Source organism: Streptomyces sp. NPDC042002 (assembly GCF_055588305.1).
The window spans coordinates 88,012-104,781 of record NZ_JBVJCT010000014.1; the positions used below are offsets into that span (position 1 = coordinate 88,012).

A 16,770-nucleotide genomic window follows, 5' to 3' on the forward strand; every position below is an offset into this window, starting at 1 on the left:
GCCGGTCCGTCATCCACCGGTGGGCCGCGAGCGTCCTCGAATCTACGAGCGATGGCATGCGCGGGCCCGGACTGCTTCGTGCGGGGTTGCGATCTTCCCACAGCGGCGCGTCGGACACGTTCGACCCGCCTGGGGCCCTTGAGGATATCCCCGCCGTGACATGCGGGACCTGGGGGGTGGGTAAAGAACTGGGCTGGTGACGCCTGCCCGCCGGTCAGCGTTCGGGGCGGCCGCCCGCGACGCGGTTCCACAGGGAGCGGGTGGCGCCGAATCCGGTCTCGTGGACCCAGACATGGGTGCACGACGGGCACTGCAGGTGAAGCAGGCTTCCGGTGGTGGAGAGCAGGTAGCGCCAGTGGTCGGAGCACGACCGCCGCTGTTCGCAGGACGCGCACCCGTGACTGTCGGCGCAGTTCGGACACGTCACCCAGGCGCGGCGCCCGATGTCCGCCTGAGGGTCAAGCGGCAGCACTGTCGTCTCCGCGCCGGGGAAGCACGCCGGACGCGACCAGGTCGTCGTACACGCGCTGCTGCTGCTCGTCGAGACCGGAGTAGAGCAGGGCGTACGCGGCTTCCTCTCCGCGCATGACCTCCATCGGGTCCCAGTCGGGGCCGAGGGCGGCCAGGATCTGGGCCTGCCGCTGGACCTCCTGAGCGGTGAGGTCGATGGCGAAGTCGACGAGAGCCGGGGCGTCCGGTCGACCGGCACCCGTGAGGCGCGGGGCGTCGGCCTCACCGGGGCCGTGGGGAAGCGGGGGATTCTGTGGGGCCATGGGACAGAACTTAGGTATGCCTTCCTTGCCGGGACAAGAGGAGGTGGGAGAAGTCACAGCAGGTCGGCGGCCACGATGACGGGTCCCACGACGGATGGACAGGCCCGTCCGCCGGGCCGCACCGGACGTGGACGGCACGAGGGCGTTCACGTGTCCGACACATTTCCGCCATCCGTCGATCACATCATCGGTATGCTCCTGGAGCTTCATCCGCACCACCGAGGGGGGATTCCTCATGCGTATTCGCAACGCCCTGGCTGTCACCGCCGCCGCTGCCGGCACGCTCGCCGCCATCGCCACGGCCCCGGCCCAGGCCACGGAGTACTCGTCCGCGCTGAAGATCAAGGGCGTCCAGTACGACGCGCCCGGCCGGGACTCCAACAGCTGCTCCAGCGGCAACACCAGAGACGAGTACCTGACGATCAAGAACTACTCGTCCAGCTCGACCGTGAACCTGAAGGGCTACGTCGTCAAGGACGCCACGGGCAACAAGTTCACCTTCCCCGCGAACCACTACCTCGAGCCCGGGGACTACATCAAGCTCCGCGGCGGGCACGGCACGGACTCGGACTCCGGCAACGTCGTCTACCGCCAGAACTGCAACTTCATCTGGAACAACGACAAGGACAGCATCTACCTGTACAAGTCGTCCGGTGCCCGCGCCGATGTCCACTCGTACACCAAGTCGGCCAACGACCGTGACGGCAACGGGTACATCACCTATCACGGCTGAGCCGAACGCCGGAGCCCGTTGACCGGTCTTCGGACGGGTGCCGGGCTCCGCCCGCTCGGATGGACCGTCCCAGGTGCGGGCGCACCGGCGCGCGGCGGCGCGCTGCTGCTCCACCCGGGGCCGGTCCGGTCCGCACATCGGCCTCTCCCGTATCGCGTGCGATCCGGTCGGGCTCCCGTCGCCAGGGGCGGAGAGCCGATCACCCGGATCAGCGGCCGGCCGCGGGTCACCCGCTCGAAACGGGGCTTTCGCCCAATTCCACGCCGTGACAGGCCTGTCCGAGGCGTTCCGGGGCAGTCGGCAGTGGACCCGGGAGGAAGCGCGGCCCGGGCGGAAACCGGCCGCACCGCGCTGCCCCCTGGGAGTCCCGATGCCGACCGCCGTACCGGACAGAACCGCCGGAACATCCGGCAGCCGAACCGAAGCCATGGGCTCGGCCCGCTCGTTCGCGCTGCCCCGGGGCACCGGCTGGACCACCGCGCGCATCGCTGCGCTGACCACGTGCCAGGCGGCGTTCATGGTGGGCATCGGACTCCTGATCACCGGTCCCGCCCGCGGGCTGTGGCCGCTGACGGCCGAGGACGGCGTGAACGAGGCCCTCGAACGAGTCCGCACCGGCCCGCTCACCACGCTGTCGTCCATCGCCTCGGAAGCCGGCAACACCCTCACGGTGATCACCATCACGCTTCTGACCTGCCTGGGCCTGCTCCTGCTGCCCCGTCTGCCGATGTGGCGCCAGGCGATCTTCCTCGCCCTCGCCGTCTCGCTCCAGTCGCTGGTCTTCCTGGCCATCACCGAGTCGGTGGACCGGAACCGGCCGGACGTGGACCGCCTCGACGCCTCGCCGCCCACCTCCAGTTACACCTCCGGACATACCGGGGCGGCCACCGCGCTCTACGCCGGTCTGGCGGTGGTCGCGCTGTCCCGGATCCGCGGACCGTGGCGCAGGGTCGTGGCCGGACTGCTGCTGCTCCTGCCGCTGCTCGTGGGCACCGCCCGGCTCTACCGGGGCATGCATCACCCCACGGACGTCCTGGGCGGCCTCGTCAACGGCGGCCTTTCCCTGCTGATCGTGGGCCGCGCCCTGCTCGTCGACCGGTCGGTGACCGCCGCTCCGTCCACGGGCGGCGTACCCGCCGCCCGGACCGCCGGCGAGCGCCGGCCCGGCACCACCGCCGTGATCCTCAATCCCACGGTGACCGACGAGGCCACGCGCAACGATCTGCGGCGGACCCTTGAACGGCACGGCCACCGCGGCCCCGTGTTCCTGGAGACCACCGCGGACGACCCCGGGGCCGGGCAGACGGCCCGCGCGGTCCGCGAGGGCGCGACACTCGTCGTGGTCTGCGGAGGGGACGGGACCGTCCGCACGGTCGCCGACGCCCTGGTCGAGAGCGGTGTTCCGCTGGCCATCGTCCCCTGCGGCACCGGCAACCTGCTGGCTCGCAATCTCGGTCTGCCGCTCTCCCCCACCGCCGCGCTCGACGCCGCGCTGGGCGGGAGTCCGCACCGGCTCGACCTCGGAAACATCAAGGGCGACGGCCTGACCGCCACCCGGTTCGCCGCGATGGCCGGGGCGGGCCTCGACGCCGCGATGATGGAGCACACCGATCCTCGCGCCAAGGCCCACCTGGGCTGGCCGGCCTACGCCCTGGCCGGGTTCGGGACACTGCGCACACCCCGTATGCGCGTGACGATCCGGCTGGACGGCTCCCCCGCCATGCGCCGCACGGCCCGTATGGTGCTCGTCGGCAACGTCGGAACCGTGCAGGGCGGGATGACCCTGCTGCCCGCCGCCCGTCCCGACGACGGGCTGCTCGACCTCCTGGTCCTCGATCCCCGCGGCCCCGTCGGCTGGCTGCGCGCCGTAGGGACGCTGCTGCGCGGCCGCGCAGCAGCGTCCCGGCCGTCCACCCTGCACACCCTCGCGGCCGAGGGCGACGACCAGAACAAGGTCCCCGTCGAGTTCTTCACCTTCCGGCGCGCCGAACTCACCTTCGCCACCCCGCAGTCCCGGGAACTCGACGGGGATCCGGTGGGCCCCGGCCGGCGCCTCACCGCCGAGGTCGAGCCCGGCGCGCTGACCGTCCTGCTGCCCTCCCGGGAGAAGTGAATGGGTACCGCGACGAAGGTCCCCGAGACCCGCGCCATGACGGGAGACGAGCTCTCCGTCGACGAGGCACTGGCGTCCCTGCGCCGCTACGGCGGCTGGCCCCTGCTGCGCGACGCGTTCATCCGGTTCCGCTACGCCGACGGGTTCAGCCACTCCCGTGCGCTCGCCCTGCAGACGGTCCTGGCCTTGATCCCGCTCGCCATCGCGTTCGTGGGTCTCTCCTCGGCCCTGCACACCGAGGACATCGGCAGAGTCGCCGAACTGACGATCCGCCGGATCGCCGCGGGCCCGAGCGCCGACGTCGTCGACGACGCGCTGCGCCGCAGCCGGCACACGGCGGGCGACGGGGCGCAGGTCGCCCTGTGGTTCGGTCTGGCCTTCTCCCTGGTCAACGTGACCACCGCGATGTGCCAGATAGAGCGCGGCGCGAACCGGATCTACGGGAACGAGCGCGACCGCGTCTTCCACCGGAAGTATCTGCGCGGCCTGGTGATGTCCGTGTGCGCGGGAATCCCGCTCGGCCTCGGATTCGTCCTGATGGTGGCCGGCGGCGATCTGGCGTCCGCGGTCGTGACCGTCTACCACCTCGACGGAGACGCCAAGACCGCCTGGGACGTGCTGCGTTGGCCCTTCGGACTGCTCCTCGCCCTCATCTCGGCCAGCGCGATCTTCCGTCGTTCGCCCCGCCGCCGGCAACCCGGGTACACCTGGCTGGCCTTCGGCGCCGCCGTGTATCTGGTGCTCTGGACGGCGCTGACCTGGCTGTTGAGCCTCTACCTCGGGATCAGCGGTTCCTTCGACACGGTCTACGGCCCCCTCAGTGCCTTCATGTCGCTGCTGCTCTGGGCCTACCTGACCTCGATCGCCCTGTTCCTGGGACTGTCCTTCGCGGCGCAGTTGGAGGCCTCACGCGCCCGGCGCCCCGGTCCGATCTCCCCAGATCCGGGAGTCTGAATGGCGGCGCGCGTCGCGGTCCGGAGCCTGCTGGACCACCGTCGTCGGGCGGCCGACCGCCGATTCGGCGCCCGGCTGCTCGGCTCGGCCGCCGTGGCGGCGATCGCCGCGGTGCCCTTCGGCCTGCTCCTCGTCCTCGTCGAGGGACAGTGGCAACCCCTGCGCCGGCTGGACGCGGGCGCTGCCCGGCGGCTGCACGGGATCGCCCTGGAGCATCCCGCCTGGACGAGTGCGCTGCGCTTCCTCTCCGACCGGGTCTGGGATCCGCTCACCTTGCGCACGGCTGTCGCGCTGCTGACCGTCTGGCTGCTGTACCGCCGGGCATGGCGTCTGGCCGCCTGGTCCGCGGTGACAGCCGTGGCCGGCGGACTCATCGGACTCCTGGTGAAGACGGTCGTCGAGCGGGCACGTCCGTCGCTGGAGGATCCGGTGGCGCGGGCTCCGGGGTTCTCGTTCCCGTCGGGCCACGCGATGACCGCCACCACCTCGTTCGCCATCCTCTTGCTGGTCCTGCTGCCCGTGGTGCCGCGCTCCCGGCGAGTGCTCTGCTGGTACGCGGCGGTGCTCTCCGTCGTCGGGGTCGGCTTCACCCGCGTCGCCCTGGGCGTTCACTGGTTCAGCGATGTGCTGGGCGGCTGGCTGCTCGGCCTGGCCGTCGTCGCCCTCACCGCCTGGGCGTTCGAAGCCTGGCGCGCCGACGCGGGGCGGCCCCGTGCCGCCGTCGGCGAAGGCCTGGAGCCCGAACTCACCGACGAACGGCCGGAACCGGGGGCATCCGACGCGCAAGGGGAACGCGAACGGCCCGTCACATGACGGTTCGTTCGGGCGCCTTGGCTCTTGGCACCGGCACGGCCTGGAATCCTGGACGCATGGACAAGGTCAGCAACCGCGAGATTCTTGAATCGATCGCGCACGGGTCGAGCGACTGGCGCAAGCTCGCTCAGCCCCTCGCCGCCCGCTACCGGACCGTCGATATGGGCTCGGGAGCCGCTTTCGTGGGCGCGGTCGCACAGGCGTCGGTCACCGCCGGACATGACGTACCGGAGGTCAGGCTGGGGCCCGGTCTCGTCGACGTGAGCCTGTTCAGCGTCGACGAAAAGGGTGCCCGCTGGGTCACCCCGAAAGACCTGGAGCTGGCTCGCGTCATCTCGGCGCTCGCACGCGAACACGGGCTGACGGCCGCCCCTGACGAGGTGGCACAGCTGGAAATCGCCCTGGACACCGCGAACGACACGGTGGCAGGCCCCTTTTGGGCGGCGCTGCTCACGGGAGACGCCGACAACACGGTGTACGACTCGGTCTTCGACCCGACGAGCCGTGTCCCCAGCGTGTGGTTCCAGCGGACCGATGCCCACAAGACCCCGCGCCAGCGCTGGCACTTGGATCTGTGGCTGGCCCCCGAGGCGGCGCTGACGCGCATCGGGGCCGCCCTCGCCGCCGGGGGCACAGTGGTCGACGACTCCCACTCCCCGTCGTACACCGTGCTCGCCGACCCGGAGGGAAACAGGGTCTGTGTCTGCACGGCGGTCGAGCGTGATTAGGGAACTCCCCCACCGGACGGGGCCCTCGCGGGCCTCCGCGCTCAGTGCGGGCGATAACTGAGGAGATCGCCCGGCTGGCACTTCAGCACCTCGCAGAGCCGGGTCAGGGTGGTGAACCGTACGGCTCTCGCCCGGCCGTTCTTCAGGATCGACAGGTTCACATGGGTGACACCGACCCGGTCGGCGAGCTCGGCCAAGGTCATCCCGCGTTCTTCGAGCAGGCGGTCGAGGTGGACCTCGATCGCGTGCTCCTCCTTGTCCTCGGACATCAGACCGTTCCGTCGAGGTCTTCGCGCATGGCGATGCCGACGCGCATGACCCGCGCGAAGGAGAGCACGCCGAGGCCGGTGAGTACCGCCATGTAGGGACCGTTCCACGAGATCAGCCCGGTGAGAGCGCTGACGTCGCCACCCCTGCTCAGAGAACCGACGAGAGCCTTCTCGGTCACCGACTCCGCGATCGCGGCGAGCACACTGCCGGCCAGCAGCCACCAGCCCAGCCCGCGCAGCCGCCCCGCGGTCCGCGCGGTGTAGAGGCCCTCGCGCTCCGCGCCCCGGATCAGCCGGAGAACGAGCAGGAGCGCTCCGACGGTGAAGAGGAAGGAGGGAACCAGGTTCGCGGTGTGGAGCAGACTCTGCGCCGTGGTGGGGTGGTCGGTGCAGTATCTCGGGTGGGCGTCCAGGCCTGCCGACGCCCCCGGTGCGGGCTTGAACTCCAGGGGAGACGCGTCGCCGCCCGTCGTCGAGGACGCGTCCGTCACACAGACGGGCTTGTCGCCGATGCCGAGGACGTGCACGCCCAGGCCGTCCACGAACATGCCGAACACGCTCGCGACCATCAGCACCGCGAGCATCGTCACGATGCCCCGGACCGCGCTCGACATCGGCTCCAGCGGATTGCGTACCGTTGCCACGACTTCCCCCGTATCGATTATCGATGTTATCGAAAAACGATACAGAGTGAGGCGGGCGCCGGCAACATCAATCGACCGTGGACATCGCGTCGGCCGGACATGCCCTCGTGGGGGTTCCCCCGGTCGGCCTACGGACCCATGGTGTTCAACCGGTGTGGACGGCAGAGAATGGCTCGACACAGACCCGGAGGAGCTTTCATGATCTTCATTACCGTCAAGTTCAGCGTCCGCCCCGAAGACGCGGAGCGGTGGCCGGAGATCACCGCCGACTTCACCGCCGCCACCCGCGCCGAACCCGGCTGTCTCTGGTTCGACTGGTCCCGGAGCATCGAGGATCCGACGGAGTACGTCCTGGTCGAGGCCTTCCGGGACGACGAGGCCGGAGCGTCGCACGTCCAGTCCGCGCACTTCAAGGCGGCCCAGCAGACCCTGCCCGGCCACCTGGTCGCGACACCGCGCATCGTGAACATGAAGCTCGCCCAGGACGACTGGTCCCTCCTGGGCGAGATGGTCGTGGAGGGGCAGTCCTGAGGGTTGCCGCACCAGTCGTCGACCGGGCCCGGACCCCGGGTCCGGGCCACCGGCCGCTGGCTGGCGACTAGAAGTCGTCGGCTCCGTTGCGGAGTTCGGGGGTCCAGTAGCCGGTGGCCCACTTCGTGGAGTCGACGGCGATGCCGTCGGCGCCCGGGGCCTTGACGGTGGCCGGACCGCTGCCGCCCTGGAGTGTCACGGAGAAGGCGATCACGGGCTCGGTGTCCTCGTCCTTGCCGCCGTCCGACAGCCTCACGAGAGCGTAGGCGGGTGCCCCGGCGGACAGGACGACGGGAGCGGCCGGCTTGCTCTTGGCGACGGCGGGCACGTTCTCCCGGTGGCTCTCCAGGAACCGGACCTCGGGGAAGCCGTTCATGCGGCAGCTGTGGCCCGAGGTGTTCTTGGCCGTCAGAACGATGTGGGTGCAGGGCGGGCCACCCTGGTAGGCCGCGCTGATGGCGACGTCCTTGGTGGTGCAGACAGGCGTGGAGCCGGACGCCGACCCGGTACCCGACGCCGCGTCCGAACCCGATCCGGAACCGGTCGACGTCTTCGAACCGGCCGAACTGCCGTTGGTGTCGCCGTCCTTCGCGGCGCCGGCGTTCTCTGCGGATGCCGTCGGCGAGGCGGCCTGCGAGGTGCTGCCGGTCTCCGGGCCCGACGACTTCGTGCCGGATCCGTCCGGCCCGCAGGCGGTGAGGCCAGGGCGAGCACGGCCGTGGTCGTGGCGGCGAGGAGCGCGGCGCGAGCGGCAGCCCGGCGTGAGTGGGCCGGGACTGAGGCATCTCGCGCGGGACCCTGCGGACGGCCGGGCACACCCACGACCGGGGGCCGGCATGCCGACAGCCCGGCACACAGTGCCGGGACTGCCGGGGCAAGGCCCGCGACCGCCCTGTCGCGGCACGAACCCCTGCGGCAAGGGGGCAACGGGTGGAAGCCGTGCTGCGGGGCCGTCCGCCTCGAACCGCCGACGCCTCGGCCGGACGCGGGAACGGAACTCCCTGAATCGTGTCCCTGCGAGAAGGTGCCGGCGAGTCAGCCGACGAGTTCCTCGGCCGGCTTGGAGAACTCGGCTCCGAGCTGCGACATCATGTTGCCGAACTCCTTCTCGCTGATCGCCTCGCGCAGCGTCACGAGCACGGCGCGGACGCCGCTGTCGGCCTCGTCCTTCTTGAGCATGTTGCGTTCGGCGACCCGCCGTACGGTCTCGTCGTAGCCGAAGACCTCGATGGCCGAGGTCGCACCTCGCTGAACGGCTTCGGCCAGGCCGTCCGGGAGCTCCAGCGCCAAGGCCCGGTCCTTGCTCCCGCTCAGCCGGTGGGCGAGCGTCTCCAGCGTGGCGCGGGTCAGATCGGCCGACTCCTGTCGCGACAGGCCCGTGCGCTCCGACACCGCTTGGATGAATTCCCTCTCCTCCACGCGCTGTCTCCTTTTCTGCCTCGTCGGTCCGACGGCTCGGCGGTCTGAGGGCCTGGCGCCCGAAGTCCTGGTGAACTCGCGGCTACGCGGCCCTGAATCCACCCTGACACGCGGGTGCCGGGCCCGCGCGGGCAAGCCGTGGGGGCCTGTGCCCGAGCACCGCGGAACGGGGGCCTGGTTCAGCGGACTTCGAGCTGGGTGAGCAGCCGCAAGGTGTCGGAATTGACCCAGTACTCGACGAACCTGTCCTCGCGGACGCGGAGGGTGTCGGTGCCGGTGAAGTCGACCTCGGTGCCGGGGGCGGCCTCGGCACCGGGGAAACCGCCGGCGTAGGTGCCGGTGGCCGTCCACCGTACGGACACATGTCGGCCGTCCACCAAAGGGGCGACCTGTATCGCGAAGCGCAGGTCGGGGAACGCGGCACGGGTCTGCGCGATCCAGGCCACGAGGCCGTCGGCGCCCCGGATGGCGCTGCCGTCGCCGCCGCCGATGAGGGCGGCGTGGACGCGGAAGTCGGACGCGATGACGCCGGGTGCCTGGGCGTAGTCGCCGTTCCAGAGGCGCAGCCACGCGTCGAGCATGGCCCCCGGCTTCCGGGCGGTCCCGTGACGGCCCGCGCCGGAGGACGTCCCAGCGGACGTGCCGGTCGTCGAGGTGTCCGCCGCGGCCGTCGTCGCGGTGAGGCCGACGGCGGTGAGCGCGGCGGGGACGAGCAGGAGCGTCCGGCGGCGCGGCGGGACGGCGCGGGTGTCGGTCATGGCAGGTCCTCGCGTTTGGGGGAGGGAGGGATGAGCTGCGGTCAGGGGCGTCGCGGCCTGGCCCTACGGATGGAGGACGACCTTTCCGGCGACGGTGCCGGACTCGGCCAGCCGCAGGGCCTCGGCGACCTGGGTCAGCGGCAGTTGGGCGGCGATCCGGGCGGTGACGTCACCGCGCTGGAGGGCGGTGAAGACCTGCGAGAGATCGGCGCGCAGCCGGGCCCGGAAGCGGTTCTTGGACAGGGCCCGGCCCGCCCAGACGTTGAAGAAGTAGGCGTGGCGGCCGTTGGGCAGGGTGTTCCACAACCACACCCGGCCGAGGAGCTTGAGTACGGGCCCCTGCTTGGACCCCGTGTCGTCCCGGGTGGAGGCGCTGCCGTAGGCGACGAGCGTGCCGCCGGGGGCGAGCAGGTGCCAGGAGTCGACGGCGCTGCGGCCTCCGACGTGGTCGAAGACGGCGTCGACCCCGCCGGGGGCGAGTTCTCGCACGCGTGCCGGGACGTCGCCGTTGCGATAGTCGACGGGGGTGACGCCCCGTGCCCGCAGGGCGTCGTGGTGGCGCGCGGAGGCCGTACCGATCACCTTCGCGCCCGCGGCGTGCGCGAGCTGGACGAGGACCGAGCCGACCCCGCCGTTGGCGCCGTGCACGAGGACGGTCTGCCCGGCCCGGACCCGCGCCTTGCGGTGCAGCATCTGCCAGGCGGTGATGCCGTTGACGACCACGGTCTCCGCCTCCGCCGCCGCGATCCCCTCGGGCACCGGCACCACGTCCGCCGCCTCCACGCACACGTGACTGGCCCAGCCGCCGACCTTGACCAGAGCGGCCACCCGGGTGCCGGCCAGCCCCGGGTCGACGCCCTGGCCGGCGGTGAGGACCGTGCCGACCAGGTCGTAGCCGGGCACGAAGGGGAACGGCGGCTGGTCGTAGTACCGCCCGCGGCGCATCTGCTGTTCGGCGAAGGAGACGCCGGTCGCCTCCATCCGGATCACGACCTGGCCGGGGCCCGCGACGGGGACCGCGCCGTGCCGGATCTCCAGCCCTTCCGGCTCCACCTTGCCCGGCAGGACGACCTCGACGAGTCCTTCGGCGTTCATGACGACCTCCACTGCGCTCCGCGCGAGTTATCTACTATCGCTTTCGTTAGAAGCTATAACTCACGGGCGTGAACGTCCAGAGCTTTCGTTATAGGTTCTAACTTGAGGCAGGGTCTACGAGACGGCTTCGGCGGTCCACTCGATCTCCGGCGGCACCACACGCGCGCACCGCGGGTGGCCGCTCTCGTCGGTCAGGCCCAGACGCCCGACGAGGAGTCCCTCGCGCGCCGCCTCGGCCAGTACGTCGGAGGGGACGGCGTCGATCATGAGCTTGGCGCGACGGAACATGCTGAAGACACCCGCCTCGTCGACGGTGCCCCACGACAGATAGATGAACCGGTGGCCCAGGCGGTCCTGCACGTAGGGACCCTTCACCTCGATACCCGTCGGCGAGGGTGCCGCCGTGCATTCGAGGGTCCAGGTCGCGGACACACCGTCGCCCGGCTGGGGATCCAGCAGCTCGGCCGGGCGGTCGCGGCGTTGCACAGCCACGTGGATGTTGTCGTACGCCGAGACGGTGCGGCCCTCGGGGGCCGGGCACGTGGGGCCGGGCAGGTCAGTGGCGTCGATACGGATGCGCATGCGGGCCATCATGCCGCCGAACCGCCCCGCGGCGAGATCCGCGGAACGCGCCACCCGCGCCGAGCGCCGGGCCACACACACCGAAGACCCGGACTACCCGGCCCCGAACGCCTCTGAGCCCGGCACCGAACACCCCGGACCTCGGCACCGAACGCCGCATGGCCCGCCCCGCCGCCAAAGGGCGCCGGCGCCGGGTCGCGGGGACCACGGCGCCGGTGACGACGTGGTCTCAGCCGGACAGCGCCGCCGAGACGACCGCCTTCGCCTCGTCCTGCACCTGGCGGAGGTGATCGGTTCCGCGGAACGACTCCGCGTAGATCTTGTAGACGTCCTCGGTACCCGACGGGCGGGCCGCGAACCAGGCGTTCTCGGTGGTCACCTTGATACCGCCGATGGGCGCGCCGTTGCCCGGGGCCTCGGTGAGGACCGCGGTGACCGCTTCCCCGGCGAGGGTGTCCGTGGTGATCTGCGCGGGCGAGAGCTTCGCGAGGAGAGCCTTCTCGTCGCGGGACGCCGGGGCGTCGATGCGCTCGTAGGCGGGTTCGCCGAAGCGCGCGGTGAGCCCGGCGTAGTGCTCGGATGGCGTCTTTCCGGTCACTCCCGTGATCTCGGAGGCGAGCAGGGCCAGGATGATGCCGTCCTTGTCGGTGGTCCAGACCGAGCCGTCGCGGCGCAGGAACGAGGCGCCCGCCGACTCCTCCCCGCCGAACCCGATGGAGCCGTCGACCAGCCCGTCCACGAACCACTTGAAGCCGACGGGCACCTCGACCAGCCGGCGGCCGAGGTCGGCGGCGACCCGGTCGATCATCCCGGAGGACACCAGGGTCTTGCCGATCCCCGTGTCGGCGGGCCACCGCTCCCGGTGGGAGTAGAGGTAGGCGATGGCGGCGGCGAGATAGTGGTTGGGGTTCATGAGTCCGGCGTCCGGGGTGACGATCCCGTGGCGGTCGGCGTCGGCGTCGTTGCCCGTGGAGATCTGGAAACGGTCGCGCCGCTCGATGAGCGAGGCCATGGCATACGGCGACGAGCAGTCCATGCGGATCTTGCCGTCCCAGTCGAGCGTCATGAACCGCCAGGTGGGGTCGGTGAGCGGGTTGACCACGGTCAGGTCGAGCGCGTGCTGCTCGGCGATGCGCCCCCAGTAGGCGACCGAGGCCCCGCCCAGGGGGTCTGCGCCGATACGGACACCGGCCGCGCGGATCGCGTCCAGATCCAGCACCTGCGGCAGATCGGCCACATAGGTGCCGAGGAAGTCGTAGTGGCCGGTACCGGGAGCCGCGAGTGCCCTGGCGTAGGTGACACGCCGTACGTCCTTGAGGCCGTCCCCGATGAGTTCGTTGGCCCGGTCCTGGATCCAGGAGGTCGCCTCGGAGCCCGCCGGGCCGCCGTTCGGCGGGTTGTACTTGAAGCCCCCGTCGGCCGGCGGATTGTGGGAGGGCGTGACCACCACACCGTCCGCGAGGCCCGAGGACCGTCCGCGGTTGTAGGTGAGGATGGCGTGCGAGACCGCCGGAGTGGGGGTGTAGCCGTCCTCGCTGTCGAGGAGCACCGTCACGTCGTTGGCCGCGAACACCTCCAGGGCGGTGACCTTCGCCGGCTCCGAGAGCGCGTGGCTGTCGGCCCCCAGGAAGAGCGGGCCGTCGATGCCCCGGCCGTCGCGGTACTCGCAGATGGCCTGGCTCGTCGCGGCGATGTGGTCCTCGTTGAAGGCGGTCGCCAGGGACGAGCCGCGGTGTCCTGACGTACCGAAGGAGACGCGCTGGCCGGGCTCGGCCGGGTCGGGGTGGAGCGCGTAGTACGCGGTGACCAACCGGGCTACGTCGACGAGGTCCTCGGGGCCTGCCGGACGGCCCGCTCGCTCGTGCTGCATGTGCCCGCACCTCCACATCGGTGGTTCATCGCTGGTGGTCTCATCTTTCCCCACCGGGCCGCGTGGCGGCACAGTGCCGCCACGGCCAACAGTGCCGCCACGACCGCTGTGGGCAGCGCCGGGCCGCACCCCGCGGGAGGGCGACCCCGGCCCGTACAGGGGAGGCAGTCACACCCCTCGGGAGGGCGGCCGGGCACGCACGAAGACGGCGACAGCGCCGACGCCGCTGCCGCCGAAGAAGCGGGACGGCCCGGGACGCGAGAAATCCACCCCTCGGCCCTCCCCCGCCGTCAGCTCAGGCCGTCCTCGTCCGCGGGCGGCGGTCTGGGGGTGGGATTCCCGGCGGTCAGGTGCTCCAGCACCTGCACCAGTTCCTGGCAGGCCAGTTCCACGGAGTGTCTGGTGTTGCGCTGTTCGGTGATCACGGCGGACAGGAGAAGCGCTGTCAGGGCCATGGTTCCGTTGAAGGCCTGTAGCTTGATCATGATCTCCGTATGGCCGAGCTGGTCGAACGGGCCGACCTTCTGCGTGGCCGCCACCGTGGCCATGACGGAGGCGAAGAGGGCGCACGCCAGGCTGCCCGGGAGCTCGAAACGCAGCGCCGCCCAGATCAGCAGCGGGTAGACGAGGAACAGCAGGCTGATGGAGCTGCGCGTGGCGAGCGGCACCATGACGCAGACCGCGGCCAGGAGCACGGCGGCCTCCTTCCATCGCGTCAGGCTCACCGGGGCGCGTACCGCGTACAGCATCAGAAGGATCGGGGTGACGATCAGGACTCCCATCGCGTCACCCACCCACCACGCGAGCCAGACCGCCCAGAAGCCCTCCGGGGCGAGTTTGTCCGTGAGCACCAGCAGGCCGACGTCCGCCGTCGCGCTGATCATCATGCTGCCCAGGGCCGCCAGGAACACCAGGGCGAGGCCATCGCGCAACCGGCTGAGATCGGGGCGGAAACGCACCCCGCGCAGCAGGAAGTAGGCGCAGATCGGGGCGACGGTGTTGCCCGCGACGATGCCTATCGCGGAAGGCTGGAACGTGGCGAACGAGGACAGGGACAGGACGACCAGCAGGGCTCCGATCGCGATCCCGAGCCACGACCAGAGCCCCAGGAGCAGCAGCGCGGCGACGGCCACGCCGGTGGGCGGCCAGATGGGTGTGAACACCGCTCCCTCGACCGAGAGCCGCCGCAGGAGTCCCAGCCGCCCTGCCCCGAAGTAGCAGGCGGCGATCGCCAGCGTCTGAAGAGCGACGACGGCCGGTCGGCGCAGCTCGCGTGTAGCCACCACAGAGCCATCAGACACCGCCGGGGCACTCTCGGCGAGGCGAGCGGCGCCCTGCGCTGAGGGCGGACGAAGGGTGGCACCCATCGGGGCGGACGGTGGTGGCGACTCAGGGACCGGACGGTGGGCGCCCACCCAGGGGCCCGGACGGTGGTGGCACCCCTGGGGCCGGACAGCGGGCGCCTACCCAGAGGCCTGGACAGTGATGGCACCCCTGGGGACAGACAGTGGGCTCCTACCCAGGAGGCCGGACGGTGGGCGCGCCGTGGCCGACCACGAGTACGGCCGCGTCGTCCTCGTGTCCCACCCGCTCGGCGCCCCTGATCACCGCGGCGGCCAGCGAACCGGCCGACAGGCCCGCGACGGCGGCGATGCCGGCGAGCCGTACGACCTGGTCGAGCCCTTCGTCGACGTTCATCAATGGTCCCTCGACGACGCCGTCGGTCAGCAGGACGAAGACTCCGCCGGTGGTGAGGCGGTGCCGTGTCACGGGGTACCGCATGCCCGCCTCGATGCCGAGCGGCGGCCCCCCTTCGTCCTCGGTGATGCCGGATTTCCCGTCCGCCGTCGCCCAGACGCACGGTATGTGTCCGGCCCGCGCGCTCTCCAGTACGCCGGTGGCCGGGTCGAGCCGCATGAACGTACAGGTCGCGAACAGGTCGGTGCCGATGGACAGCATGAGGTCGTTGGTCCGGGCGAGGAGCTCTCCCGGGTCGCTCGTGACCGAGGCGAGTGCCCGCAGGCCGACCCTGACCTGTCCCATGAACGCGGCGGCCTCGATGTTGTGGCCCTGTACGTCGCCTATGGACAGGCCGATGCGATCGTCGGGCAGCTTGAAGGCGTCGTACCAGTCCCCGCCCACGTTGAGCCCGTAGCAGGCGGGCGCGTACTGGACAGCCACGTCGAATCCTGGGGCGGACGGCATGTCTCCCGGAAGCATGCCGCGTTGCAGCGCGATGGCCAGCTCGACCTGCGAGCGCTGGAACTCCGCGCGTTCGCGCGCCTGGGCGGTCAGCGATCCGAGCCTGGCCAGCAGCTCGTCGTCGTCGCCCGTCGGGGCCCTGCGGGACATCGACCACCCCGGGAGAAAGCCACACGATGAAAGAAATGTCAGGAAAACATCTTTATCGGATGATAACGGACCCGACATCGGCAGCCCTCGGCCGGCAGCCCCGTCCCGCCCGCGAGACGGTGGTGCACTGTGCGAGGAACGCGGCGACTCGCCCGATGCCGATGATGAGGGGCAGACGTTCGGTGACGGTGTCGCGGAACTCGAGCCGGCCCGCGGTGCCGCCGGTCAGACGGCCCGTCGCGCCGGTGGCCTTGAGGGAGTCGGGGAGGGCAGGTCGGCGAGCCGGACCGCGGCCTGGTCGGCGGACGCGGTCGCGTCGGCGAGGTCGACGACCGGGGTGAAGGGGCCGTTGACCCCGGGTCCGAAGCCGGGACCGTCGGCGCCGGCTATCCGGTCGCAGGCGTCGCGGGTGGTGCTGCCCGCCGGATCCGCGCCGTCGTCGATGTGCCCGAGGCGCGTCGAGAACAGCGGGATCGCGCAGAGGGCGACGAGGACGAATCCCGCGGTGAAGGACTTCCACGGGTGCCGGGCGACCGGGCGCGCGTAGCGGTGCCATCCGTCGTGGTACCCGGCGCTCTCGGCGACCGGCCGGCGGCGGACACGGAGTACGTCGATACGGCGGCCCACGAGTCCCATGGCCGCGGGCACCGGAGCGAGCGCCGCGACGGCGGTGACGACCACCGCGATGGTGGCGGCCGGACCCAGCCGCCCGCGGCTCCCACCACGGCGGCGGTCGGGCATATCGCGGTGACGACGACGCGACGGCGATGGCTCACGAGGGGGTGGCTCCGACCATGGCGAGGAAGGTGAACGCCCGCGGGAGCAGGCGGTCGGGCTCCACGGGGACGCCAGGCCGTACGGCGGTCGCGCGGGGTGCGCAGGACGGCACGCGCGGCCGACAGCGCGCAGTCGGCGATCACGGCGGCGCAGGTCGGCGTCGGGTCTCGTCCTTCTTCCGTTCACGCGTTCACGCAGACCGGGCCTCTCGGTTCTCTCCGGCACGGTGACACCCTCACCGCAGGCGCCGGGTCCGTCGATTGTCAGCTCTGCCATTTGGGCGGCTGTCGGCGTCCGGGGTTCCCCGGCCTGTCATCCGAGCGCCCGACCCGAGTGATACCGCGGTACTACGGGCCTCA

General features: G+C 71.4%; 19 protein-coding genes. 6 read left to right on the forward strand and 13 right to left on the reverse strand.

Annotated elements, in window-relative coordinates; genetic code table 11:
• Positions 1-214: 214 nt before the first annotated feature.
• Together ACZ6KY_RS21765 and ACZ6KY_RS21770 are read right to left on the reverse strand one after the other, a co-directional pair.
• Entirely contained in the window at positions 215-472 is a 258-nt protein-coding gene (locus ACZ6KY_RS21765) for a hypothetical protein (RefSeq protein WP_469311938.1), read from the reverse strand.
• Positions 459-773 (reverse strand): DUF6400 family protein, encoded by a 315-nt coding sequence (locus ACZ6KY_RS21770; RefSeq protein WP_469311939.1) that lies wholly within the window; start codon positions 771-773, stop codon positions 459-461. Before ACZ6KY_RS21770 ends, ACZ6KY_RS21765 begins: the two co-directional genes overlap by 14 nt.
• 235 nt (positions 774-1,008) lie before the next feature.
• Between ACZ6KY_RS21770 and ACZ6KY_RS21775 the strand changes: the two genes are divergently transcribed.
• From ACZ6KY_RS21775 to ACZ6KY_RS21795, 5 genes are all read left to right on the forward strand, one after another.
• The gene (locus tag ACZ6KY_RS21775) at positions 1,009-1,506 is read left to right on the forward strand and encodes a lamin tail domain-containing protein (protein WP_469311940.1); all 498 of its coding nucleotides are present in this window, start codon (positions 1,009-1,011) and stop codon (positions 1,504-1,506) included.
• A gap of 370 nt (positions 1,507-1,876) precedes the next feature.
• Positions 1,877-3,619: a bifunctional phosphatase PAP2/diacylglycerol kinase family protein gene (locus ACZ6KY_RS21780; RefSeq protein ID WP_469311941.1), complete on the forward strand. Its 1,743-nt coding sequence runs from the start codon at positions 1,877-1,879 to the stop codon at positions 3,617-3,619.
• Entirely contained in the window at positions 3,620-4,573 is a 954-nt protein-coding gene (locus tag ACZ6KY_RS21785) for a YihY/virulence factor BrkB family protein (protein WP_469311942.1), read from the forward strand. It begins immediately after the preceding gene.
• A complete protein-coding gene (locus ACZ6KY_RS21790) occupies positions 4,574-5,386 on the forward strand; it encodes a phosphatase PAP2 family protein (RefSeq protein ID WP_469311943.1) in 813 nt (270 codons plus the stop codon).
• Between the two features lie 56 nt (positions 5,387-5,442).
• Positions 5,443-6,114 carry a VOC family protein gene (locus tag ACZ6KY_RS21795; RefSeq protein ID WP_469311944.1) on the forward strand — a complete coding sequence of 224 codons (672 nt, stop codon included), beginning with the start codon at positions 5,443-5,445 and terminating at the stop codon, positions 6,112-6,114.
• Positions 6,115-6,155: 41 nt separating this feature from the next.
• Here the strand turns inward: ACZ6KY_RS21795 and ACZ6KY_RS21800 are convergent, their stop codons facing one another.
• Together ACZ6KY_RS21800 and ACZ6KY_RS21805 are read right to left on the reverse strand one after the other, a co-directional pair.
• Positions 6,156-6,383, reverse strand: a complete 228-nt coding sequence (locus ACZ6KY_RS21800; RefSeq protein WP_469311945.1) for a helix-turn-helix domain-containing protein — start codon at positions 6,381-6,383, stop codon at positions 6,156-6,158.
• Positions 6,383-7,027, reverse strand: a complete 645-nt coding sequence (locus ACZ6KY_RS21805; protein WP_469311946.1) for a DUF2975 domain-containing protein — start codon at positions 7,025-7,027, stop codon at positions 6,383-6,385. Before ACZ6KY_RS21805 ends, ACZ6KY_RS21800 begins: the two co-directional genes overlap by 1 nt.
• 198 nt (positions 7,028-7,225) lie before the next feature.
• On the opposite strand from ACZ6KY_RS21805, the gene ACZ6KY_RS21810 reads away from it, so the two are divergent.
• Positions 7,226-7,558 (forward strand): putative quinol monooxygenase, encoded by a 333-nt coding sequence (locus tag ACZ6KY_RS21810; RefSeq protein ID WP_469311947.1) that lies wholly within the window; start codon positions 7,226-7,228, stop codon positions 7,556-7,558.
• A gap of 67 nt (positions 7,559-7,625) precedes the next feature.
• On the opposite strand, the gene ACZ6KY_RS21815 is transcribed toward ACZ6KY_RS21810, so the two are convergent.
• The 9 genes from ACZ6KY_RS21815 to ACZ6KY_RS21855 all read right to left on the reverse strand — a co-directional run bounded on the left by ACZ6KY_RS21815 (position 7,626) and on the right by ACZ6KY_RS21855 (position 16,375).
• Positions 7,626-8,396, reverse strand: coding sequence for a DUF4232 domain-containing protein (locus tag ACZ6KY_RS21815; RefSeq protein ID WP_469311948.1), 771 nt, complete (start codon positions 8,394-8,396; stop codon positions 7,626-7,628).
• Positions 8,397-8,593: 197 nt separating this feature from the next.
• The gene (locus ACZ6KY_RS21820; RefSeq protein ID WP_469311949.1) at positions 8,594-8,977 is read right to left on the reverse strand and encodes a DUF2267 domain-containing protein; all 384 of its coding nucleotides are present in this window, start codon (positions 8,975-8,977) and stop codon (positions 8,594-8,596) included.
• A gap of 179 nt (positions 8,978-9,156) precedes the next feature.
• Positions 9,157-9,735 (reverse strand): ester cyclase, encoded by a 579-nt coding sequence (locus ACZ6KY_RS21825; RefSeq protein WP_469311950.1) that lies wholly within the window; start codon positions 9,733-9,735, stop codon positions 9,157-9,159.
• Between the two features lie 63 nt (positions 9,736-9,798).
• A complete protein-coding gene (locus ACZ6KY_RS21830; protein WP_469311951.1) occupies positions 9,799-10,830 on the reverse strand; it encodes a medium chain dehydrogenase/reductase family protein in 1,032 nt (343 codons plus the stop codon).
• A 114-nt stretch (positions 10,831-10,944) separates the two neighbouring features.
• The gene (locus ACZ6KY_RS21835) at positions 10,945-11,412 is read right to left on the reverse strand and encodes a DUF5990 family protein (RefSeq protein ID WP_469311952.1); all 468 of its coding nucleotides are present in this window, start codon (positions 11,410-11,412) and stop codon (positions 10,945-10,947) included.
• Between the two features lie 229 nt (positions 11,413-11,641).
• The gene (gene pgm / locus ACZ6KY_RS21840) at positions 11,642-13,282 is read right to left on the reverse strand and encodes a phosphoglucomutase (alpha-D-glucose-1,6-bisphosphate-dependent) (RefSeq protein ID WP_469311953.1); all 1,641 of its coding nucleotides are present in this window, start codon (positions 13,280-13,282) and stop codon (positions 11,642-11,644) included.
• Positions 13,283-13,572: 290 nt separating this feature from the next.
• Positions 13,573-14,568: an MASE1 domain-containing protein gene (locus tag ACZ6KY_RS21845; RefSeq protein ID WP_469311954.1), complete on the reverse strand. Its 996-nt coding sequence runs from the start codon at positions 14,566-14,568 to the stop codon at positions 13,573-13,575.
• 229 nt (positions 14,569-14,797) lie between these two features.
• The gene (locus ACZ6KY_RS21850) at positions 14,798-15,634 is read right to left on the reverse strand and encodes a PP2C family protein-serine/threonine phosphatase (protein WP_469311955.1); all 837 of its coding nucleotides are present in this window, start codon (positions 15,632-15,634) and stop codon (positions 14,798-14,800) included.
• A 225-nt stretch (positions 15,635-15,859) separates the two neighbouring features.
• On the reverse strand, positions 15,860-16,375 hold the full coding sequence (locus tag ACZ6KY_RS21855; protein ID WP_469311956.1) for a hypothetical protein: 516 nt from the start codon (positions 16,373-16,375) through the stop codon (positions 15,860-15,862).
• Positions 16,376-16,770 lie beyond the last annotated feature (395 nt).